Origin of the sequence: Maritalea porphyrae, from assembly GCF_027213965.1 — a bacterium.
Taxonomy (GTDB): domain Bacteria; phylum Pseudomonadota; class Alphaproteobacteria; order Rhizobiales; family Devosiaceae; genus Maritalea; species Maritalea porphyrae_A.
In genome coordinates this window covers 429,423-450,221 of sequence record NZ_JAPWGX010000002.1, presented here as the reverse complement: position 1 = coordinate 450,221, position 20,799 = coordinate 429,423, and the positions used below count along the sequence as shown (strand labels likewise).

Here is a 20,799-nt window from a genome sequence, read left to right as displayed (position 1 = left end):
TCTTCACCTATATAATAGTGCCTGACGCTAGGGATGGACTTTTGTAGCCGCTCTCTTCGCGTTCCTTGTTTGCAGCTTCCATTTTGGCACCAAGTTCATCTTCGTTTTGGTGGCCGCTGAACTTATCTTTGGTGGGCAAAAAGTCTGCAACAATCAAATAGGTTTCTTGCGCCACGGTATAGAGCCGACCTAGTTCAGCGAGCGGGTCCGCGTGGTCGTCTGCGCGAATATCGAGCCAAGGATATGCTTCGCCGCGATGGATCACCATGCCGGCCGACTGTTTGCCGCGCTTGTCACCGCCAGCACGCTCACCAGCTTCCATCGCCAAGAGCAAACGCTCAGCGAACGGCTTGTCTATGAAGTCGCGATAAGCTTGTGCGGTTTCGCGAACAACGTCTGCACCAGCCAACATATTCCCCGCAACTGAGAAGCCATCGCCGAGTTCATGCCCCGCCCAATCGGTGCACTCTTCGCCCGTAAAGGCAGCAACATTGCCCTTGCGGTCAATCATATGGGCTTGTCGTGTGGCACGGCCCTCGTCCTTTTGAACCATTCCATCAAGAACGTCCAAGGCGCTTTGATCAGCTGCCAATTGGTTCACACCATCGGTGCCCCAAATTGGATTCACCCAACTTTGCGAGGCAATGGCATAGTCTGGGCCCACATAGGGCACCATCGCCCCGGCCGCGAAAAAACGGCTGGCCACAATAATACCGACCGCGCCCGTTTCTTGATCGCGTGCAACAATTGAATAAGTCATGGAATCCCCCAAAGCAATTTTTGGGACAAGCTTAACGCCGTTTCACGAACTCGGCTACTGCCTGCTTATGATCATCGGTGTGATGACAGGTGCCTTGCACAATGGCGGTGTGGTCTAAAAAGTCGGGTAGGTTCATCACTTGCGCTTTGCGCATTAGCAATTTGGACTGTTGTACTTGATAGGGTGGTTTGGAGGCGATTTCTTTGGCCAGCTCATGCGCGTGGGTCAACAGTTGCTCGGGCTCCACCACATCCAAAACATAGCCAATTTCTTTGGCTTCCTCTGCCCCAAACAAACGGCCCGTAAAGGTCAGTTCTGCTGCTCGTTGGTATCCGACAACGCGCTGCAAAAAGTAAGCGCCGCCATCGCCAGGAATGAGCCCAATATTGACGAAATTTTCGCCAAATTTTGCGCGTTTCGAGGCAATGCGTATGTCGCACATGCCGGTCAAATCAAAACCCGCGCCAACCGCGGCGCCATTTATCGCAGCAATCACAGGGAAACTGATCTGCGAGAATTTTAAGGGAATGCGCTGGATCGTGGCTTTATAGGCCGCTGCGATGTCTTCCACATTGCCGGAAAACATACCGGATCGCTCGTGCATGTCCTTCACGTTGCCGCCAGATGAAAAGCCTTTACCGGCCCCGGTGATCACCAACACATGGGCTTCACTTGAGTGCTCGACCCAATCAAGCGTATCAATAATATCGTCGATTAGGTTCGTGCCGGTGAGTGCGTTGCGCACATCATCCCGGTTAAAAGTAAGGGTCGCAACCTTGTCAGCAACCTCCAAAAGCGCATCTTTGAGCTTTGGCATTTCTGACATATCGCGACCCTTTTGTTCTTAAATAGAAGCTGTAAGTTCTGGCACAGCTTCAAACAAATCTGCAACCAAACCATAATCAGCAATCGAGAAGATGGGAGCATCTTCATCGGTATTGATGGCGACAATGATTGTGCTATCTTTCATACCCGCCAAGTGCTGGATGGCACCTGAAATACCAATGGCGATGTAAAGGTCTGGCGCGACCACTTTGCCAGTTTGGCCCACTTGCCAATCGTTCGGCGCAAAGCCCGCATCAACTGCAGCGCGTGAAGCACCAAGTGCTGCGCCGAGTTTATCGGCCAAAGGCTCAAGCAGCTCGTTGAACTTGTCTTTTGATCCCAAAGCACGGCCACCAGAAATAACGATTTTGGCAGACGCCAAGTCAACCCGGTCACCGCCCGCAATTTCAGCACCAACAAAGCTGGAAACAGAATTGCCAACGGATGCGCCATGCGCTTCAACGCTAGCTGACCCATCAAGCGCAACCGCTTCAAATGTTGTGGTGCGCACAGTCAGCACTTTTTTGACGTCAGACGTTTGCACTTTTTGGAACGCATTACCTGCATAAATTGGGCGCACAAATGTGTCGGCTGAAATCACTTCGGTCACATCAGAAAGCTGCATGACGTCAAGCAACGCTGCGACACGAGGCATAGTGTTCTTGCCGTTTGATGTGGCAGGAGCCACAAATGCGTCATAACCATCAGCCATTGAAACGATCAAGTCCGCAATAGGCTCGGCCAATTGGTTGGCAAAGGCAGCGTCGTCAGCAACGATCACTTTGGCAATGCCCGCGATTTTTGCCGCCGCTTCACCAGCTGCCGCGCAGCCTTGACCGGCCACGAGCACATGCACTTCTGCGCCCAATTGTATTGCAGCATTTGCTGCGCGCAATGTGGCATCGTTCAATTTTTCATTGTCATGTTCTGCAAGAAGAAGTGTAGCCATTAGATCGCTCCCGCTTCGTTTTTCAGTTTGTCGACCAATTCAGCAACGGACGTGACTTTAATGCCTGCCTTGCGTGCTGCAGGTTCTGTTGTTTCTAAAACAGTCAAACGGTTCTTCACTTCAACGCCAAAGTCACCCGGTGTTTTCACATCCAACGGCTTTTTCTTGGCTTTCATAATGTTGGGCAAAGAGGCATAGCGTGGTTGGTTCAAACGCAAATCGGTGGTGATGATCGCGGGTAGGTTGAGTTTAACAGTCTGCAAACCGCCATCAACTTCACGGGTCACATCAACAGTGCCATCTGCCATTTCAACTTTAAAGGCGAAAGTGCCTTGTCCCCAGCCAAGCAATGCGGCGAGCATTTGGCCTGTTTGGTTCGCATCATCGTCAATCGCTTGTTTGCCCAAAATCACAAGATCAGGGCCTTCAGCTTCAACGACACCTTTAAGAATTTTCGCCACATCTAGCGGCTCAATAGTACCTTCAGCTTGCACAAGGATTGCACGATCCGCACCCATGGCCAAACCAGTACGCAAGGTTTCCTGCGCTTTGTCTGGGCCGATCGAAACCACGATCACTTCTTCAGCCTTGCCCGCTTCTTTGAGCTTAAGTGCTTCTTCAACCGCGATTTCATCAAACGGGTTCATGCTCATTTTGACATTGTTCAAGTCAACGCCTGAACCGTCGGCTTTCGCCCGGATCTTTACGTTGTAATCAACTACCCGTTTTACGGGAACGAGGATTTTCATTTTCTACCAACTCCTGAAAGGGAAGTTTAAACGATCTCAATCGCAACAGCTGTGGCTTCACCGCCACCAATACAAAGCGAGGCAACCCCACGAGTTTTAGAGGTGTGCTCAAGCGCATGCAATAAGGTCACCAAAATTCGCGCACCAGATGCACCAATCGGGTGCCCAAGGGCACAAGCGCCGCCATGAATATTGATCTTATCCGCATCAATGTTCAGGTCTTTTTGCGCAGCCATCGTCACAACGGCAAAGGCCTCATTGATTTCCCAAAGGTCAACGTCACCAACGCTCCAACCGATTTTATCAACCAGTTTTTGCATCGCAGGAACCGGTGCAGTGGTGAACCAACCTGGCTCATGCGCATGGCTTTGGTGGCCAACAATCCGTGCGCGGATTTTTAGGCCTTTTGCCTTAGCGTCACTTTCGTGCATCAACACCAATGCCGCCGCACCATCAGAAATCGAGGACGCATTGGCTGCCGTTACTGTGCCGTCTTTTGCAAAGGCTGGGCGCAATGTTGGGATTTTTTCCGGACGTGCATTTTTGGGTTGCTCATCTTCAGAAACAACCACTTCGCCTTTGCGTGATGTGATGGTCACGGGCGCGATTTCAGCTTCAAAAGCACCGGACTTTTGCGCTGCAAGCGCTTTGGTCAAAGAGCCGATCGCGAACTCGTCCTGAGCTTCGCGGCTAAACTCATATTTGCCTGCGCAGTTCTCAGCAAAGTTGCCCATTAGTTCATGACCATCATAGGCATTTTGCAGCCCATCAAAGAACATATGGTCAATAACTTCTGCGTGGCCCATGCGGGCCCCACCGCGCATTTTTGGTAAAATGTAGGGCGCATTGGTCATGCTCTCCATGCCGCCAGCAACCAATATGTCGCCATTGCCTGCTTTAAGCTGATCATGCGCCATCATGACAGACTTCATGCCAGACCCGCACACTTTGGAAATAGTGGTTGATGGCGTGCCGAGCGGCAAACCCGCGCCAAGCGTTGCTTGACGGGCAGGGGCTTGGCCCACGCCAGCGGACAATACATTGCCCATCAAAACTTCAGAAACATCCGCGCCGTCAATGCCAGCACCAGCAAGCGCTGCCTTGATGGCTGTTGCACCAAGGGCTGGGGCCGCAACTGCGCCAAGTTCACCCTGAAAACCACCCATTGGGGTGCGGGCTGCGCCAACAATTACAATTGGGTCATTGCTCATTTGTCTCTCCTATCGCGGTTGCAAGCGCACAGCGCCGTCAATGCGGATTGTTTCGCCATTGATCATTGAGTTGCGAATGATCTCTTCGGCAAGCGATGCATAATCAGCTGGTGTGCCAAGGCGTTTGGGGAAAGGTGTGTTCGCGGCCAGCGATTCTTGTACTTCTTCGCTAAAGCCAGCCATCATTGGGGTCATGAAAATGCCCGGCGCAATGGTCACCACCCGAATTCCGTCGCGGCTCAAGTCACGTGCCATCGGCAACATCATACCAACGACACCGCCTTTTGATGCCGAATATGCAATTTGCCCCACTTGACCTTCATAGGCAGCAACAGATGCAGTATTGATGATAACGCCACGCTCAAGGTCACCGCCCACTGTTTCAAGTTTGGCCATGCCCGCAGCACCCATGGATGCGCAGTGGAATGTGCCGATCAAGTTTACACCAATGGTTTTGGCAAACAGGCCCGGGTCGTGAGGATTGCCCTCACGGTCAATGGTTTTTGCCCCCGGCGCAATGCCCGCACAGTTCACCACAACACGTTCTTGACCGTTTGCAGCACGAACTCTTTCAAAGCCTGCTGCAACACTTGCCGCATCAGACACATCAACCTTAGCGAATGTGCCGCCAAGTTCGTTGGCGATGGATTCGCCGCGCTCTTCGTTCAGGTCAAACAGGCCAACTTTTACGCCCTTTGCAGCCAAATGCCGCGCAACGCCTTCGCCCAAACCTGAAGCGCCGCCGGTAATGACTGCTGTCAAATCAGAATTAATTTGCATGAATAAAAGTCCTATTCGCCTTTAAAGTCCGGGGCACGCTTGTCGGCAAAAGCCGCCATGCCCTCTTTTTGATCTGCGGTTGCAAACAACGCGTGGAAGGTGCGGCGCTCAAACAATACGCCTTGGCTAATGCCCATCTCTTCGGCTTGGTTTACCGCTTCTTTTGCAGTTTGAGTGGCCAACTTGCCAAACCCAGCGATTTCTGCTGCAATATTTAGAACTTGTTCCACCAATTCGTCCGCTGGGAATACCCGAGCAGCTAAGCCAGAGCGTTCGGCCTCTTCAGCGTCCATCATCCGGCCTGTTAGAACCATGTCCATAGCCTTGGATTTGCCCACTAGTTTGGTCAAACGTTGCGATCCACCCATGCCCGGGATCACGCCAAGCTTGATTTCCGGTTGCCCAAATTTCGCCCGATCGCCAGCGTAAACAACGTCACACATCATCGCCAATTCACAGCCACCGCCCAATGCATAGCCATTAACTGCCGCTAAAATTGGTGTGCGTGTGCGAACTAACTTGTCCCAGCCCGCAAACCAATTGGCTTTTGCCATATCGGTATAAGTCTGAGTTTGCATTTCTTTGATGTCAGCACCCGCAGCAAATGCTTTAGGCGCGCCCGAGATCACAAAGCAGCCAACTTCGGGGTCAGCGTCATATTGTTTAAGGGTAGCGGTTACCTCGTCCATCACAGCAAGGTTTAAAGCGTTTAACGCTTCGGGTCGATTGAGGGTGATGTGCACAACGCGGTCGAGCTTTTCGACCAAAATGGTTTGTGTCATATTGAACAGCCTTTTATCTAGGGCGAAATTGTCTCTAGGAGCGCTTTTGCCCCTTCAATTCATTTATAATTCCAGAAAAGTCATGCCCCACGCCGTTCTTTTCTACGAATGCGTCATACAACTTTGTGGCGTGTTCGCCAAGGGGGGTGGTTGCCCCTGATTGTTCGGCAGCGTCTTGAGATAGTTTTAGATCTTTGAGCATCAGCGTCGCGTCAAAACCAGGTAAATATCCATTATCTGCAGGGCTTTGCGGCCCAACTCCAGGTACTGGACAGTAGGTGTTGACCGACCAGCAAGAGCCACTTGATGTGGAAATAACATCAAATAATGCGGATTTATCGAGACCAAGCGCATCGGCCAGATTAAAGGCTTCAGACGCACCGATCATCGAAATGCCCAATAGCATATTGTTGCAGATTTTCGCCGCTTGCCCCGCACCATCTGCCCCGCAGTGCACGGCCTTTTGGCCCATAATGTCAAAAAGGGGCTTGGCCTTGTCAAAAGCTGCGTCGCTGCCGCCAACCATAAAGGTTAAGGTGCCGCCAGCTGCGCCACCGACACCGCCAGAAACAGGTGCGTCCAAACTCAGCATACCAGCGTCCTGAGCCTTTTTGTGGGCTTCTCGCGCGCTTGCCACATCAATGGTGGAGCAATCAACAAACACAGCGCCCTTTGGCGCGTGGTTTAAGAGCTGGTCGAACACGGAAAGAACGATTTTTCCATTTGGCAGCATGGTCACAACCGCATCAGCGTTCGACACAGCTTCTTCAGCACTTGTCGACAAGTTGACGCCACCTTCTTTGGCCTTTGCGGCATTCTCTGCCATTAAGTCAAAACCTAAAACAGTGTGGCCTTCTTTGACCAAATTGATGGCCATTGGGCCGCCCATGTTGCCAAGGCCAATAAATGCAACGTTCATGTTCCCACTCCCTAATTATTCGGTCTTAAAAGACCAATTCTTTGTCGCCCAAGGGGGCGAACATATCTTGCACCATCTTGTCGGTAACTTCGGCAAGTGTCGCCGGTTCCCATTTTGGGTTGCGGTCCTTATCGATCACCGCGGCGCGGATGCCTTCGTAGAAGTTTTTGCCACGAAGGCTCCACGCGCAAAATCGAAACTCAAGCTGCAAGCTTTGCTCAACACAGGTGTACTTCTTGACTTCGCGCAGGGCATGAAAGGTTGATTTTACGCTCAAAGGGCATTGCCGTTTTAATAGCTTTAAAGCGCCTTGCGCGAACTCGCTGCCATCCGCCTCAATGTTGGTCATTACCTGATCAAAACCATCGGCGTCGAACCAGCGGGCAATGTCATTTTGGTGCCAACGCGCATCGCCTTCATTTGGCGTTTCGCTCACGTCCGCTAAAATCGCATCAATCTCTTCGCCCGCAATCAACCGGGTTTTGATGGTGGCAAATTTACCGTTCGGCACATAGGCATCCGCAAAACCCAAAAAGATCGCATCATCGGGCCCCATGCGCGCGCCCGAAATCCCGTAGTAAGCGCCAACCCCTTTGGGGGCATTGTGCAACAGCCAAGTGCCACCAACATCGGGCAAAAACCCAATGCCCACTTCTGGCATTGAAATGACGGAGCCGTCGGTCACGATTCGATGCGAGCCGTGTGCAGAAACACCAACCCCGCCGCCCATTGTAAAGCCATGCATCAATGCAATGTATGGTTTCTTATAGTTCGCAATCATGGCGTTCAATTTATATTCGTCGCGCCAAAATTCGAGCGATCCATCGGGGTCCTTTGGGCCATTTTCATAAATGGCTTGAATATCGCCACCCGCACAAAACGCGCGTTCACCCTCGCCCTCAATTAGCACACAACGCACGCTATCGTTGTCGGCCCAATTTGCAAGCGCATCAGCAATGCCATCAAGCATGGTTTGGCTCAATGCGTTCAATGCTTTGGGGCGATTAAGGGTGATTACCCCAACATTGCCCTGAATTTGAACAATCAAATCGTCCATCAATTACTCACTCAATAGTTGGCGGGAAACAATCAGGCGCATGATTTCATTGGTGCCTTCAAGGATTTGGTGCACCCGCAAATCGCGCACAATTTTCTCAATACCATAGTCGGCCAAATAACCGTAGCCGCCGTGCAGTTGCAGCGCTTGGTTGGCCACATCAAATGCTGTGTCGGTGACAAAGCGTTTTGCCATCGCACAATATTTGGTGGCGTCAGGCGTACCTTGGTCATATGTCCAGGCAGCTTTGTACAAAAACACCCGCGCGGCTTGTAGCTCAATTTCCATGTCCGCTAGGCGGAACTGCAAAGCTTGAAACTGGTTGATGGACTTGCCGAAGGCTTGACGTTCGGACATGTAGCTTAGTGTCTTATCAAGTGCGGCTTGCGCTGCGCCCAATGCACTGGCGGCAATGTTCAAACGACCACCATCAAGGCCTTTCATAGCATATTTAAAGCCGTCGCCTTCCTTGCCCAACAAGTTCGCAGCAGGGATCACTACATCGTCCATCACCACTTCAGTGGTTGGTTGAACGTTCCAGCCCATTTTCTTTTCGTTCGCGCCGTAGGAAAGGCCGGGCGTGCCCTTTTCCATAAGGAAGGCAGAAATGCCTTTAGGGCCAGGTTCGCCAGTTCGTGCCATCACGATGTAAAGATCTGATACGCCCCCACCAGAAATGAAACTCTTTGTACCCTTCAAAACATAGGTGTCACCGTCGCGCTTTGCTGTCGTTTTTAACGATGCAGCGTCAGAGCCAGAGCCTGGTTCCGTCAAGCAATAGCTGGCCACAGTTTCCATGCTGGTCAGCTTGGGTCCCCATTTTTGGCGCATGTCCTCAGAGCCAAACGTGTCGATCATCCAAGAGCACATATTGTGGATAGAAAGGAACGACGCCGTTGCAGGACAGCCATGCGACAAGGCTTCAAATATCAAGGCCGCATCAAGACGGGTCAAATCTGACCCGCCGATATCGTCGCGTGTATAAATGCCCGCCATGCCCAATTCAGCGGTTTTTTTGATCACATCAAGCGGGAAGTGCTTGGCTTGATCCCATTCTACCGCATTTGGCGCAATGTTCTCCATTGAAAACTCGCGCGCCATTTCAAAAATGGCTGACTGTTCTTCGCTTAGCGCAAAATCCATGTTGGATTACTCCATTGTTGGAATGGTGAAGCTCGCACCTTCTTTGGTGCCAGAAGGCCAACGTGACGTGACTGTTTTGGTTTTGGTATAGAACCGGAATGCATCTGGTCCATGTTGGTTCAAATCGCCAAAGCCAGACCGTTTCCAGCCGCCAAATGTGTAATAAGCCAAAGGCACAGGAATGGGCACATTCACGCCAACCATGCCCACATTGATGCGGAAGGTGAAATCACGGGCCGTGTCGCCGTCACGAGTGAATATCGCAACGCCATTGCCATACTCGTGATCCATCGCCAGTTTCAAACCAGCTTCATAGTCATCAACTCTGGCAACACATAGGACCGGTCCAAAGATCTCTTGTTTGTAGATTTCCATTTCTTCGGTCACATTGTCGAACAGGCAAGGGCCAACAAAGAACCCCTCTTCATGACCTTTGGCCACAAAGTCGCGGCCATCAACAACCAACTCTGCGCCTTCTTGCACGCCCTGATCAACCAAGCCTTTTACCTTAGCTTGCGCTTCTTTGGTCACCAAAGGACCAAAATCTGCATCATCACCATCAGTGTAAGGACCAACGCGCAAAGCCTCTACACGTGCCTTGAGTGCTGCAACCAATTTGTCACCGGTTTCTTTGCCAACAGGCACCGCCACAGAAATGGCCATGCAGCGTTCGCCAGCAGCGCCGTAGCCTGCGCCAACCAGCGCATCAACCACTTGGTTCATATCCGCGTCTGGCATAATGATCATATGGTTTTTTGCGCCGCCAAAGCACTGAACCCGTTTGCCGTTCGCTGTCCCGCGCGAATAGATATATTCAGCAATTGGGGTAGAGCCGACAAAGCCAATCGCATGGATGTCTTCATGGTCCAAAATGCCGTCCACAGCTTCTTTGTCGCCATGCACCACATTCAAAACGCCTTTTGGTGCGCCCGCTTCGAGCATCAATTCTGCAAGCATGTTCGGCACACTTGGATCGCGCTCTGAAGGCTTAAGGATAAAGGTGTTGCCCGCAGCAATCGCGGGGCAAAATTTCCACATGGGGATCATCGCCGGGAAGTTAAATGGGGTAATGCCCGCAACAACGCCAAGCGGCTGACGCATAGAATAGATATCAATGCCCGTTGATGCCGCAGCGCTATATTCCCCTTTAAGGAAATGGGGTGCGCCAATTGCAAATTCGGCCACTTCCAAACCGCGGATCACATCGCCCTTTGCATCAGGAAGTGTTTTACCGTGTTCGCGGGACAAAGCTTCAGCCAATTTGTCCATATCGCGATGAAGCAGTTCAACAAACTTCATCATCACCCGGCCGCGCTTTTGCGGGTTAACTTTCGCCCAGCCAATTTGTGCTTCTTTAGCGTTGGCAATGGCTGCGTCAAGTTCGGCTCTGCTGGCCAGCGGCACTTTGGCTTGCACTTTGCCCGTTGCAGGGTTGTAAACTTCAGCAAAGCGGCCCGAAGTGCCTTTGACATGTTCGCCGTTGATAAAGTGGGTAATCTCGTTCATTGCGGTCGCCTCCCTGGATGCCGCTAGGCGCAACTTAAGTCACGCGTAGAATAAAGCTTTGGTGCGCATCATATTGTGCGCAAACGCAATATCAATAACCAATCTAGCAAAACCATTGTGCAATTATGCACTGGTGTAAGTTTAGCATATCTGGCAATAATTGTCTTATGAGAAACAACTGGGACGATTTTCGATTTTTCCTCGCTGTAGCCCGTCACGGCACGCTGTCGCGCGCGGGGTCCTATCTGGGGGTGGACCACGCCACCGTTGGGCGCCGGATCACCGCATTGGAAGATAGTTTGGGCGTCCCGCTGTTTCATCGTTCGCCCCAAGGCTATAGCCTTGCGGATCAAGGCTACAAAATGTTGCCACTTGCTGAGCAGCTTGAAAGCGACGCCATGCGGGTGTTTGACGAGGTTGCAGGCGCTTCCACCAGCCTCACCGGCGCTGTGCGCATTGCAACCCACGTGGGCATTGCCTCGTTTCTTTTAGCAGAAAGTGCGGCTGAGCTTTGTCGCTTGCACCCAGGGCTTGAAGTGCAACTGCAAGCGATCCCGCGCTCTTTTTCTATGTCCAAGCGCGAAGCGGATTTGGTGCTTACGGGCACCCGACCTCAAACCGGGCGGGTGAAAATCAAAAAACTAGCGAACTATCCATTGCATATTTACGGCGAGCGCAACTATGTGGCGCGCAACCAGCCGATCAAGCAAAAGAAGGATTTGGCTAAACTCCGTGGTATCGGTTACGTGCCAGATATGATCTTTGACAAAGAGCTCGACTATATTCCAAGCGTTGATCCAAGCCTTAAAGCACACCTCACCTCCACAAGCTTGCACGTGCAATTACAGATGGCATTGGCAGGGGCCGGCGTGTGCATTTTGCCAGACTATATTGCCAAGAATTACGACACATTGGTGCCTGTGTTAGACGATTCCATCGAGCTGGAACGTGAGCTCTGGCTAACGGTGCCCGAAGATTTTGCGCATTTGACACGCATTCGAACCATTGTTGATTTTATCAGCGAAGACGTTGTCTCCCGCATCAAATCAACCAACAAATAAACGAGGAAAACATGAGCGAAGCACGTTTTTTTGAAGACATTCAATTGGGTGAAAAAATCAGAACCGGCACGTTTGAATTAACAGCTGAAAAGGTGCATGAGTTCGCGTCCGAATATGATCCTCAGTTCATCCATGTCGATGAAGATGCATCCAAAAGTGGCCCATTTGGCACCATTATCGCGTCGGGTTGGCAGACTCTATCTGCGACCATGAGGTTGATGGCGTTGGAAAAACCGTTTGGCAATAATCCTTTGATTGGTATGCGGATTGATGAGCTAAAATTTGCCAAGCCCGTCTACCCCGGCGAAGCAGTTTACGTGGACGCAGAGGTGGTGTCGCTTAAAGCGTCCACCAAGGGTGAACGTGGTTATGTCGGCATACGCCTAGACACAAAAACCACCCACAATGATGAAATTGTCGCCACCCAAATCTGGACCTGCCTAGTGCCCTCTAAGACTGCATAGACAAGTAGCCAGAATTTGCTTCCCCTCTCGCCCTGTCTCTCACTCTGGGCTAAAAAGAACCTATGTCAAAAATTGATTCTCTTTTTGTTACCCGCCTTTATCATGCAGCGCTGAGCGAACATGGCGCGTCTGTTAATGCGCAAGAACTCGAAGCCACCTGTCTATCGATCGCCGAGGACGATGAGGCGGGGCAGAAGTGGTGCGAGGATAATAGTTATCCGGGTTACACCAGTTACGCCTCGCTTGACGATCTGCCGTGGCGGTTCCCGATTTTTAAAGATCTTGTTGAAGTTCTAAACAAGCACGTCGCCGAATTTGCAAAAGACTTAGAGTTTGATTTGGGCGAAAAAGCACTTCAACTGGACAGCCTTTGGATCAATATCCTGCCGGAAGGTGGCATTCACACGTCCCACATTCACCCTCACAGCGTGATCAGTGGCACAACCTATATCGCCATGCCAAAAGGCGCGAGCGCGATCAAATTTGAAGACCCTCGCTCCGCCATGATGATGGCTGCCCCTACCCGCAAGCCTGAGGCCCGTAAAGAAATGCGAAGCTTTATCTACGTTGCTCCAGATGTGAGTGACATTTTGCTATGGGAAAGCTGGCTGCGCCACGAGGTGCCCATGAATATGTCTGAAGAAGAGCGGATAAGCGTCAGCTTCAACTACAGCTGGGGCTAGCTGAGCCGCGTCAGCATCAAGTTTGCAAACAGCGTTGTCGGTACCTCTGCGACAATTTGCACATTCATTGTGCAGGTTTGGCTGCTTGCAAATCATATACATAAGAATATTCTAATGTTCTAATTTAAATGAGGATGCAAAATATGCCAAATACGATGAACGGGCGCTATTCGCCGCTCTACTTTCTTGCCGCTGTTGGTGCTGGTGGTCTTGTTGTGACATTTTTCATGTACTTAATGTTCTGGATCCCGCACCCCGGTCAACCTGTCCCGATCTTTGAGGATATTCAACGCGCCTTTACATCGGGCAGCATACCTACGCAGATTGCTATTGTGGTTGGGATGATGGGAATCGCTGTGTTTGGATTCCTTCACTATCGTCTTTTGTTCTGGAACTTGGGGCAACTCACTCAGTTCCGCAAGACCGAGGCATATACGAAGCTGTTGGCCTCAAACGGTGAAACGCAGTTGAAAGCGGTGCCGCTCACTCTTGCAATGTCGGTCAACGTCGCCTTTATCATTGGTCTCGTATTTGTGCCAAAACTCTGGTTGATTGTTGAGTATTTGTTCCCAGCAGCACTGGCCGTTTTCTCGTTGATCGGCCTCTACGCTCTTTCATTATTGGCGAAGTTTTTTGGCCGTGTACTGGTCAAAGGCGGCTTTGACTTGAAGGCCAACAACTCTTTTGCGCAACTACTTCCAGCTTTTGCATTGTCAATGGTTGCTGTTGGGCTTGCCGCGCCTGCCGCCCTTTCAGCAAATCCAATTATCGTTGGCATTTCCATAGTGCTGGCAACCTTCTTCGTGGTGGCCGCGCTTATCGTTTCAGTTGTGGCGCTGGTTCTTGGTTTTTATGCTATGTTGCAGAACGGTACAGCGCCCGAAGCGGCACCCACGTTGATGGTTGTTGTCCCCATCATGACTGTTCTAGGTATCGCCATTCTGCGCATGAATCATGGACTACATGTCCATTTTGATGTGCATGCAGCAAAAGCTGAAACATTGGTTTTGCTTGCTCAAATCCTATCCGTTCAAATATTGTTCGCGGCCCTGGGTTGGCTGGTTTTGAGCAAACAAAACTATGTGAAAACCTTTTTGTCGTCCAACGGCCAACGGTCAGCTGGATCTTACGCGCTGATTTGTCCGGGCGTTGCTCTGTCGGTCATGATCCACTTTTTCGTTAACAAAGGCCTTGTCGCATCGGGCCTGATTGCCAAGTTTGGCGTAGCCTATTGGTCTCTGACAACACCTGCATTGATTTTGCAGGCGGCAATGATCGTTTTGGTGTTCTCACTGAACGCCCGGCACTTCGGCACATCAAACAAAACAGCAAATCCTGTACCCGCCGAATAAACGAGGCAGCTACGCGTCAACCTGAGGGCGCGCGGCCCCTTTTTGGCACTTCAAAAAATTGATGCCCCTCGCCATGAGTGGTACAAGTCCCTTTGAAATCGCGATTACATGACTTGTCATTAAATGATAAGTCATGTAAATAGAAGCTGAGGGATGAGACTATGAGCGAGAACAGCACCATTTGGCAGTCTGAAAAAGACTCCTTGTTGGCCAGCGATAAGATACCGGTTCACTCGAGCCTATTATCTGTTGCGACCCAGCGTTTGGCGCGTGTCTTAAAATCACAAATCAGCACATTGCTTTCTGATAATGGCAAACTTGGCCTTGTTGAGTGGCGCATCTGCTTGTGTATTTCACAAAGCGAAAACCCGACCCAAAAAGATCTGGTGGATTTTGCAGGCATGGAACAAGGCCAAATTAGCCGTGCCATGCGTAAGTTGGAAAGCCGTGGCCTGATTACATCGCATCAAGCACCATTCGATCGTCGCGCGCGTATTTTTGCATTAAGTGAAACGGGCAAAGAATATTTTGATCGGGTGCAGCCAATGGTTGCGAACTATCACGCGTCAATTGATGCCGCACTCTCCCCTCAAGAGCGGGAACAATTTCTGGACATGGCAGAACGTATCGCTAAGGCGTCTTTGCTGGCAAACCAAGAATTGCCCCAAAAGGCGGGTTAATCGGAATTCGATTTCCCCGCTTCATTTTGATGTGCGTTGCGCGAAATCGTAGCGTTTTATGGGAGGAAATTGATATGTTGAGAAAGACAATTTTGGGTGCAATTGCTGGACTAGCTTTGGCCGTCGCGCCAGGTTTCGCTAGCGATTGGACCCCTTCAGGACCGATCGAATTGCAAATCGGCTTTGGAGCAGGGGGCGAAACTGACACGCTGGGCCGGGTCGTTGCATCGGTGATGGAAGAGCAAACCGGTTGGAACGTCGTGCCCCAGAACAAGCCGGGCGGTGGCGGTGTCGCCATGTTTACCGGGTTGATGAATGAAAAAGCGGACGGAACAGTGATCGCGTTGGGTGTTAACATGCCCATCCTGATCAATCTTATCCTACGTGGTGACCAACTGCCGTTCAAATTAGACAGCTTTGAGTATTTGGGTACGGTGACGCGGGCACAATTGGCCATCATCGCCAAGGCAGATGCACCCTTTAACGACATGAGTTCTTTGGTTGAATATTCAAAAGCCAATGGCGGTGTGCCCGTGGCATTTGACGCCAAACCCCAAGAATTGATTTTAAAAGCCATCAATGCGCAAACCGGCGCCGGCTTTAAGCTGATTTCGACAAAAAGCTCTGCTGAAATGGTGCAGTTCATTTTGGGCGGGCAGGTTATGGCGTCGTTCAACGCGGGCACCCACATCCAATATTTAGAAAAAGGTGACATTAAGATGTTGGCCAGCGCCAACGATGGGCGTCACTCCTACGCAAAAGATATCCTGACTTTGCGGGAGCAGGGGTTTGATCTCTATGTTGACCCCTATTTCTACTTTGCAGCCCCTGGCGGCATTTCAAAAGAAGCAAAAACCGCGCTCTCAAATGCCATCGCCAATGCGGTGAACGCGGATAAGGTGCGTGATATTGTTGAAAACGCCATGCTGACAACGGTTCAAAACCTTGGCCCCGATGGCACAACCAAAATGCTCAACGATGGTCTGGGCAGCGTTGGTGTATTGTTCAAATAGGCACAATTGGAGCGCGTCACGGCGCGCTCCATCTTCAAAAGGCAGACATGATGAGCATAACATCTGATCGCGTAGCCGGGTTTTGCAGCATCTTTTTTGGGCTTGTTTTGCTGTTTTGGCTTACCCCATTTGCAACAGAGACGGTTGATTATGGCTGGATGCGACCAAAGACATTGCCGGACATTTTGGCGTGGATTCTGATCTTTGCGGGCAGCGCGCTCGCAGGCGTGCCAAGCGAACCAGCAGGGATAAATTTTTTGCTTTTTGGCAAAGCCGTTACTTATTTCGTGCTCATCGTTTTGGGTCTGTTTGCCATTGCCCATTTTGGCTACCTCTTGGTCGCACCTCTATTAGCATTGGCGATTATGCTGTTGCTCGGAGAGCGCCGTTGGTTCTGGTTGTTCACTGGGGCAGTGCTTGTTCCAGCTGCCATTTGGTTGTTCATCGAAATTTTGCTGTCACGGCCTTTGCCCTGATGAGAGAGCGCTCAAATGGTTGATTTAAATATCATTCTAGCCGGCTTCGCTGATGCCTTTACCTTGCATAACCTTTTGTTTGTGCTTGCTGGGGTCGCGTTGGGGCAATTAGTTGGTGCAATCCCCGGTATCGGGCCGGTAATGGCCATGGCCATCGCAATACCCTTTACCTTCATCATAGACCCATTGCCCGCAATCGCCTTTTTGGTCGGCATCAACAAAGGCGGGCTTGTTGGCGGTGCCATTCCTGCCGTTCTAATCAATACGCCGGGCACTCCAGATGCTGCAGCAACGGCGCTTGATGGTTATCCATTGGCCAAACAAGGCAAGCCCCAAAAAGCCACCAAAATGGCGCTCTATGCCTCCGTCACAGGCGATACGATCAGCGATATCGTATTGATCACGGTGGCCGCACCGCTCGCAATTTTCGCGCTCAAAATGGGTCCTGTTGAAATTTTCGCCTTGATGATTTTTGCCTTTTCAGTGATCGCCGGGCTGATCGGAAAATCTGTACCCAAAGGCATCATTGCAGCAGCACTGGGCCTTCTGTGCGCAACGGTCGGCCTTGACCCGGAGCATTCAACCCCCCGATTTTATTTTGGCTGGTTTGAACTTTATGATGGACTGCCGCTAGCCTCTGTTGCGATTGGCATGCTCGCCATTTCTGAAGTATTGCGCCGATTGGCCTCCAATACCGGCACGGTGCGACCAGCGATTGATTATGACGCGAGCCAATCAAAAGAAGATAGGCGCATCAGTTGGGCTGAATATTGGAGCTGCCGAATTACCATGTTGCGCGGGGCAGCGATTGGCACGGTGTTGGGGGCATTGCCCGGCATTGGTTCAACGGCTGCAGCTTTCATGTCTTACGCCGCGACCAAGCAATCATCCAAAGACCCAGAAAGCTTTGGCAAAGGCAATTTGCACGGGATAGCGGCTGCTGAAAGCGCAAACTCGGCAGTGATGGGTGCAAACCTCATCCCGCTGCTTACGCTAGGGATACCCGGCAGTGTTGGCGCCGCACTCATCATCAGCGCCTTTGTAATTCACGGCATTCAGCCCGGGCCTTTATTGTTCGAACAACAGGGGCGTCTTGTTTACGGACTTTTTGGGGCCATGGTGATGGCAAATGTCGCCAACCTAATCCTTGGCCAATTTGGCCTTCGCTTGTGGAGCCGAGTGGTGACCGCGCCTGAATCTGTTATATTCTCCGCCGCTATCTTGCTATGCATCGTTGGTGTATCCCTTTCGACGGGCGGTCTGTTTGGTGTCGCGATCATGTTGATTTTTGCGGGGTTTGGCTTCTTGATGAACATGTTTGGATTCTCCACCGTCATCTTCATCATCGCCTTCTTTTTGGGGCCGAGATTTGAAATCTCCTTATCCCAAACACTTGTGCTACTAGATGGCAACTTAATGGGCCTAACCCATTACCCACTTGCTCTTGCACTGCTGGTGCTCTCTGCCATTTCAATTTGGTGGCTCGGGATCCGGGGTCGAAATCAGTCAACAAATTCGCAGGCATAAAGAGAGAATTATGACCAAAAAAGCAAAAAACATCCTCTTTATTATGTTTGACCAATTGCGGTTTGACTATCTGAGTTGCCAAGGCCACCCGCACCTTAAAACGCCACATATGGACCGGCTCGCTGCAAATGGCGTGCGGTTTACCCGCGCTTATGTGCAGTCGCCGATTTGTGGCTCTTCGCGCATGAGCTATTACACAGGTCGCTATGTGCATTCGCACGGTGCGCAGCGCAACAATTTTCCCCTTCGGGTGGGTGAATTCACCATGGGTGATCATTTGCGGGCGGCGGGGGTGGATTGCTTTTTGATCGGCAAAACCCACATGCAGGCCGATGTGCAAGGGCTCGAGCGGCTCGGCATCACCCCGGATAGTATCATCGGTGCACGCCAGTCAGAATGTGGATTTGATGTGGTGGTGCGCGACGATGGATTATGGGCCCAAGGGAATGAAGGATTTTACGACAACAAGCGCTCGCCCTATAATGAGTATTTAAAATCAAAAGGTTATGCGGGCGAAAACCCATGGCACGACTTCGCAAATGCCGCCGCCGATGCAGACGGTGATATCGCGTCTGGCTGGCTGATGCACAATGCAGATTTGCCCGCCAACATTGACGAGCCGGATTCAGAGACACCTTGGCTGACAAGCGAGACGATCAAATTCATCGAAGGGCGCAAAAATAGCGCTAAGCGCTGGCTGTGCCATGTGTCCTATATTAAGCCGCATTGGCCCTATATTGTGCCAGAGCCGTACCACGCTATGTATGATGGGCGACACGTCATGCCCGCCAACAAAAGCGATGTTGAAAAGCAAAATCCGCACCCGGTTTATCAAGCCTATATGGATAATCAAATCGGCCAATCCTTCTCACGCGAAGACGTGCGTCAAAAGGTAATTCCGGCCTATATGGGCCTCATCAAGCAGTGTGACGATCAAATGGGCCGCTTGTTTGCCTACTTAGAAGACACGGGCCAAATGGATGAAACCATGATCGTGATCACTTCAGATCATGGGGACTATTTGGGTGACCATTGGTTGGGCGAAAAGGACCTGTTCCACGAGTGTTCCGTCAAAGTGCCAATGATCATTTTTGACCCAAGTTCGGCAGCAGATACATCCCGCGGAAGCGTTTGCGATGAACTAGTGGAAGCTATCGATTTAGTGCCCACTTTTATGCAAACCTTGGGCGCAGATATACCAAACCATATTCTTGAAGGCCGTTCATTAACATCATTCCTACACGGCAAACCACAAGATGGTTGGCGCGAATTCGCGGTCAGCGAATATGACTACTCAACCTCAAATGCAGCCGTCAAATTGGGCCTGAAACCAAGCGACTGCCGCTTGATGATGGTGGCGGACAAACACTGGAAATTTGTGCATGCCGAAGGCGGGCTAAGGCCAATGTTGTTTGATCTACAAAACGACCCTAACGAGTTGCACGATTTGGGCGAAAGCCAAGACCATCAGCATGTGATTGAAATGATGTATGACCGCTTGGGTAAATGGGCCCGTCGCCAATCACAACGCACATCAATCTCGGATCAACAAATTGAAAATATGCGCGGCAAAGGGTTGGGCAAAGGGATATTTTTAGGGCTTTACGATGGCTCTGAAGTGCCCGATGAGGCGCTTACCAAAATCAAAGGCCCCGTCAAATCAAAGCCCGGGAACTAACCTTCGTTTCGCTGCCCGGAAAAAATTGCGCGGGGTCGAATGAGTTTGCCCTTTTTACGTTGTTCAAAAATATGCGCCATCCATCCGGCCATCCGCCCCAATGCAAAGATGCCCAGCCCACTACCTTCGGGCAAGTCAAGATGCTCTTCCACCAACGCCAGACCAAAATCCAAGGTTGGTGAAAAGCCGGTTTGCTTGTGCACAACGTCAATAATCTGCACCCAGTTTTGTGGGAAGTCGCATGCCTTAACCAATTCAAGCGCGCGTGGGTCTCCGTTGGGATAAAACGGGTGGCCGAAGCCGGGCGGTGGTTTGCCATTGCCAGGGGTTGGCAGCGCACGGCCACTTGTAAGAGCCATGTGTGCCTCAGATTTCCACGCTTTGGCCAGATTTGTCATCCCACCATGCGCGTCGCCCGAAAGGGTTGCAACGCCCGCCAATAATGCGGCAGGCAGGTTTGCTTTGGCAGAAGCGGCAACCCGCGCCGCATAAGCCGAAGCATTCAACTCATGGTCCGCACAAAGGATCAAAGCCCGACGAATAATATCTGGCGCAGTTGGGTGTGCGGACAATGAGTTTGCCAATAGTGTTTCTAACGATAACTTCGGCTGATCGTCGGCACAGCCCGCGATCACCAAACCCGCTTGTCGCAGCAGGCGCCGGGCGGTTTGAGTGCCGCCACTTGAGCCAATGGTGCTCGCTTCAAGCGTCAACATCATCATCAAGCGATGGATTGGCGAGCAACTTTTTGGCCCCAAGAGCGCACTTAAGTTGATGTTAGGTTCGGCGCCGCGAAACTTCTCGCCCATCAGAATTTCAAAGACGCCAATGAACCCATGCGACTGTGACAATGCCACAGCATTTTGCCCGCGGTAGAACAATTTTTGATCCCGGATTTCGGTAATTGAAGATTTGAGAACAGGCTCGCCCCAACTAATGGTGGATGCGGCAACAGCGGCCCGCGACCGACCACTTTTCTTTCTGCTAATTAGCCGGTCAAAATCGCCGCTATGATATAGGTTCCGCCGACCATCCTGCGGGTGGGCAATTTTACGGATAAGTCCACGACTAACATAGGCATATAGCGTATCTGCAGAGATTCCCAGTTGGGCGCACACCGCCCCGGCGTCCATTGAATATTGCAAGATATCTTTGTAGTTTTTCATATTGATTATCTTGATCAA

General features: G+C 51.2%; 21 protein-coding genes. 9 read left to right on the top strand and 12 right to left on the bottom strand.

What is annotated here, in order from left to right:
- Positions 1–7: 7 nt before the first annotated feature.
- From O4H47_RS06940 to O4H47_RS06890, 11 genes are read right to left on the bottom strand one after another with little or no spacing between them, the layout of a single operon-like run.
- Entirely contained in the window at positions 8–760 is a 753-nt protein-coding gene (locus tag O4H47_RS06940) for a DUF1028 domain-containing protein (RefSeq protein ID WP_269393229.1), read from the bottom strand.
- A gap of 31 nt (positions 761–791) precedes the next feature.
- Positions 792–1,586 (bottom strand): enoyl-CoA hydratase-related protein, encoded by a 795-nt coding sequence (locus O4H47_RS06935; protein WP_269393228.1) that lies wholly within the window; start codon positions 1,584–1,586, stop codon positions 792–794.
- Positions 1,587–1,604: 18 nt separating this feature from the next.
- On the bottom strand, positions 1,605–2,534 hold the full coding sequence (locus O4H47_RS06930; protein WP_269393227.1) for an electron transfer flavoprotein subunit alpha/FixB family protein: 930 nt from the start codon (positions 2,532–2,534) through the stop codon (positions 1,605–1,607).
- The gene (locus tag O4H47_RS06925) at positions 2,534–3,283 is read right to left on the bottom strand and encodes an electron transfer flavoprotein subunit beta/FixA family protein (RefSeq protein ID WP_269393226.1); all 750 of its coding nucleotides are present in this window, start codon (positions 3,281–3,283) and stop codon (positions 2,534–2,536) included. Before O4H47_RS06925 ends, O4H47_RS06930 begins: the two co-directional genes overlap by 1 nt.
- Positions 3,284–3,309: 26 nt before the next feature.
- The gene (locus O4H47_RS06920; RefSeq protein WP_269393225.1) at positions 3,310–4,494 is read right to left on the bottom strand and encodes an acetyl-CoA C-acyltransferase; all 1,185 of its coding nucleotides are present in this window, start codon (positions 4,492–4,494) and stop codon (positions 3,310–3,312) included.
- 9 nt (positions 4,495–4,503) lie between these two features.
- The gene (locus O4H47_RS06915; protein WP_269393224.1) at positions 4,504–5,274 is read right to left on the bottom strand and encodes an SDR family NAD(P)-dependent oxidoreductase; all 771 of its coding nucleotides are present in this window, start codon (positions 5,272–5,274) and stop codon (positions 4,504–4,506) included.
- 11 nt (positions 5,275–5,285) lie between these two features.
- The gene (locus O4H47_RS06910; protein ID WP_269393223.1) at positions 5,286–6,056 is read right to left on the bottom strand and encodes an enoyl-CoA hydratase-related protein; all 771 of its coding nucleotides are present in this window, start codon (positions 6,054–6,056) and stop codon (positions 5,286–5,288) included.
- A 34-nt stretch (positions 6,057–6,090) separates the two neighbouring features.
- Positions 6,091–6,975, bottom strand: a complete 885-nt coding sequence (gene mmsB / locus O4H47_RS06905) for a 3-hydroxyisobutyrate dehydrogenase (RefSeq protein ID WP_269393222.1) — start codon at positions 6,973–6,975, stop codon at positions 6,091–6,093.
- A gap of 25 nt (positions 6,976–7,000) precedes the next feature.
- A complete protein-coding gene (locus O4H47_RS06900) occupies positions 7,001–8,032 on the bottom strand; it encodes an enoyl-CoA hydratase/isomerase family protein (RefSeq protein WP_269393221.1) in 1,032 nt (343 codons plus the stop codon).
- 3 nt (positions 8,033–8,035) lie between these two features.
- Positions 8,036–9,175, bottom strand: coding sequence for an acyl-CoA dehydrogenase family protein (locus O4H47_RS06895; RefSeq protein WP_269393220.1), 1,140 nt, complete (start codon positions 9,173–9,175; stop codon positions 8,036–8,038).
- Positions 9,176–9,181: 6 nt separating this feature from the next.
- Positions 9,182–10,681, bottom strand: coding sequence for a CoA-acylating methylmalonate-semialdehyde dehydrogenase (locus O4H47_RS06890; RefSeq protein ID WP_269393219.1), 1,500 nt, complete (start codon positions 10,679–10,681; stop codon positions 9,182–9,184).
- Between the two features lie 167 nt (positions 10,682–10,848).
- Here O4H47_RS06890 and O4H47_RS06885 point away from each other — a divergent pair, with 167 nt between their 5' ends.
- From O4H47_RS06885 to O4H47_RS06845, 9 genes are all read left to right on the top strand, one after another.
- Entirely contained in the window at positions 10,849–11,742 is an 894-nt protein-coding gene (locus O4H47_RS06885) for a LysR family transcriptional regulator (protein ID WP_269393218.1), read from the top strand.
- 11 nt (positions 11,743–11,753) lie between these two features.
- Entirely contained in the window at positions 11,754–12,206 is a 453-nt protein-coding gene (locus O4H47_RS06880; protein ID WP_269393217.1) for a MaoC/PaaZ C-terminal domain-containing protein, read from the top strand.
- Between the two features lie 62 nt (positions 12,207–12,268).
- Positions 12,269–12,889 carry a TIGR02466 family protein gene (locus O4H47_RS06875; RefSeq protein ID WP_269393216.1) on the top strand — a complete coding sequence of 207 codons (621 nt, stop codon included), beginning with the start codon at positions 12,269–12,271 and terminating at the stop codon, positions 12,887–12,889.
- 143 nt (positions 12,890–13,032) lie between these two features.
- Positions 13,033–14,241 (top strand): TsoY family (seleno)protein, encoded by a 1,209-nt coding sequence (locus O4H47_RS06870; protein ID WP_269393215.1) that lies wholly within the window; start codon positions 13,033–13,035, stop codon positions 14,239–14,241.
- Between the two features lie 161 nt (positions 14,242–14,402).
- Complete coding sequence (locus tag O4H47_RS06865) at positions 14,403–14,921, top strand: MarR family winged helix-turn-helix transcriptional regulator (RefSeq protein ID WP_269393214.1); 519 nt, start codon at positions 14,403–14,405, stop codon at positions 14,919–14,921.
- A gap of 74 nt (positions 14,922–14,995) precedes the next feature.
- Positions 14,996–15,934, top strand: a complete 939-nt coding sequence (locus O4H47_RS06860; protein ID WP_269393213.1) for a tripartite tricarboxylate transporter substrate binding protein — start codon at positions 14,996–14,998, stop codon at positions 15,932–15,934.
- Positions 15,935–15,984: 50 nt separating this feature from the next.
- Positions 15,985–16,410: a tripartite tricarboxylate transporter TctB family protein gene (locus O4H47_RS06855; protein ID WP_269393212.1), complete on the top strand. Its 426-nt coding sequence runs from the start codon at positions 15,985–15,987 to the stop codon at positions 16,408–16,410.
- Between the two features lie 15 nt (positions 16,411–16,425).
- On the top strand, positions 16,426–17,937 hold the full coding sequence (locus O4H47_RS06850) for a tripartite tricarboxylate transporter permease (RefSeq protein WP_269393211.1): 1,512 nt from the start codon (positions 16,426–16,428) through the stop codon (positions 17,935–17,937).
- A gap of 10 nt (positions 17,938–17,947) precedes the next feature.
- Entirely contained in the window at positions 17,948–19,615 is a 1,668-nt protein-coding gene (locus O4H47_RS06845) for a sulfatase-like hydrolase/transferase (protein WP_269393210.1), read from the top strand.
- On the opposite strand, the gene O4H47_RS06840 is transcribed toward O4H47_RS06845, so the two are convergent.
- Positions 19,612–20,781: a citrate synthase family protein gene (locus O4H47_RS06840; RefSeq protein ID WP_269393209.1), complete on the bottom strand. Its 1,170-nt coding sequence runs from the start codon at positions 20,779–20,781 to the stop codon at positions 19,612–19,614. The genes O4H47_RS06845 and O4H47_RS06840 overlap by 4 nt on opposite strands.
- Positions 20,782–20,799 lie beyond the last annotated feature (18 nt).

Coding starts and splice junctions, on each gene's coding strand:
- O4H47_RS06940 (WP_269393229.1), bottom strand. CDS start 760: ATGACTTATTCAATTGTTGCACGCGATCAAGAAACGGGCGCGGTCGGT.
- O4H47_RS06935 (WP_269393228.1), bottom strand. CDS start 1,586: ATGTCAGAAATGCCAAAGCTCAAAGATGCGCTTTTGGAGGTTGCTGAC.
- O4H47_RS06930 (WP_269393227.1), bottom strand. CDS start 2,534: ATGGCTACACTTCTTCTTGCAGAACATGACAATGAAAAATTGAACGAT.
- O4H47_RS06925 (WP_269393226.1), bottom strand. CDS start 3,283: ATGAAAATCCTCGTTCCCGTAAAACGGGTAGTTGATTACAACGTAAAG.
- O4H47_RS06920 (WP_269393225.1), bottom strand. CDS start 4,494: ATGAGCAATGACCCAATTGTAATTGTTGGCGCAGCCCGCACCCCAATG.
- O4H47_RS06915 (WP_269393224.1), bottom strand. CDS start 5,274: ATGCAAATTAATTCTGATTTGACAGCAGTCATTACCGGCGGCGCTTCA.
- O4H47_RS06910 (WP_269393223.1), bottom strand. CDS start 6,056: ATGACACAAACCATTTTGGTCGAAAAGCTCGACCGCGTTGTGCACATC.
- mmsB (WP_269393222.1), bottom strand. CDS start 6,975: ATGAACGTTGCATTTATTGGCCTTGGCAACATGGGCGGCCCAATGGCC.
- O4H47_RS06900 (WP_269393221.1), bottom strand. CDS start 8,032: ATGGACGATTTGATTGTTCAAATTCAGGGCAATGTTGGGGTAATCACC.
- O4H47_RS06895 (WP_269393220.1), bottom strand. CDS start 9,175: ATGGATTTTGCGCTAAGCGAAGAACAGTCAGCCATTTTTGAAATGGCG.
- O4H47_RS06890 (WP_269393219.1), bottom strand. CDS start 10,681: ATGAACGAGATTACCCACTTTATCAACGGCGAACATGTCAAAGGCACT.
- O4H47_RS06885 (WP_269393218.1), top strand. CDS start 10,849: ATGAGAAACAACTGGGACGATTTTCGATTTTTCCTCGCTGTAGCCCGT.
- O4H47_RS06880 (WP_269393217.1), top strand. CDS start 11,754: ATGAGCGAAGCACGTTTTTTTGAAGACATTCAATTGGGTGAAAAAATC.
- O4H47_RS06875 (WP_269393216.1), top strand. CDS start 12,269: ATGTCAAAAATTGATTCTCTTTTTGTTACCCGCCTTTATCATGCAGCG.
- O4H47_RS06870 (WP_269393215.1), top strand. CDS start 13,033: ATGCCAAATACGATGAACGGGCGCTATTCGCCGCTCTACTTTCTTGCC.
- O4H47_RS06865 (WP_269393214.1), top strand. CDS start 14,403: ATGAGCGAGAACAGCACCATTTGGCAGTCTGAAAAAGACTCCTTGTTG.
- O4H47_RS06860 (WP_269393213.1), top strand. CDS start 14,996: ATGTTGAGAAAGACAATTTTGGGTGCAATTGCTGGACTAGCTTTGGCC.
- O4H47_RS06855 (WP_269393212.1), top strand. CDS start 15,985: ATGAGCATAACATCTGATCGCGTAGCCGGGTTTTGCAGCATCTTTTTT.
- O4H47_RS06850 (WP_269393211.1), top strand. CDS start 16,426: ATGGTTGATTTAAATATCATTCTAGCCGGCTTCGCTGATGCCTTTACC.
- O4H47_RS06845 (WP_269393210.1), top strand. CDS start 17,948: ATGACCAAAAAAGCAAAAAACATCCTCTTTATTATGTTTGACCAATTG.
- O4H47_RS06840 (WP_269393209.1), bottom strand. CDS start 20,781: ATGAAAAACTACAAAGATATCTTGCAATATTCAATGGACGCCGGGGCG.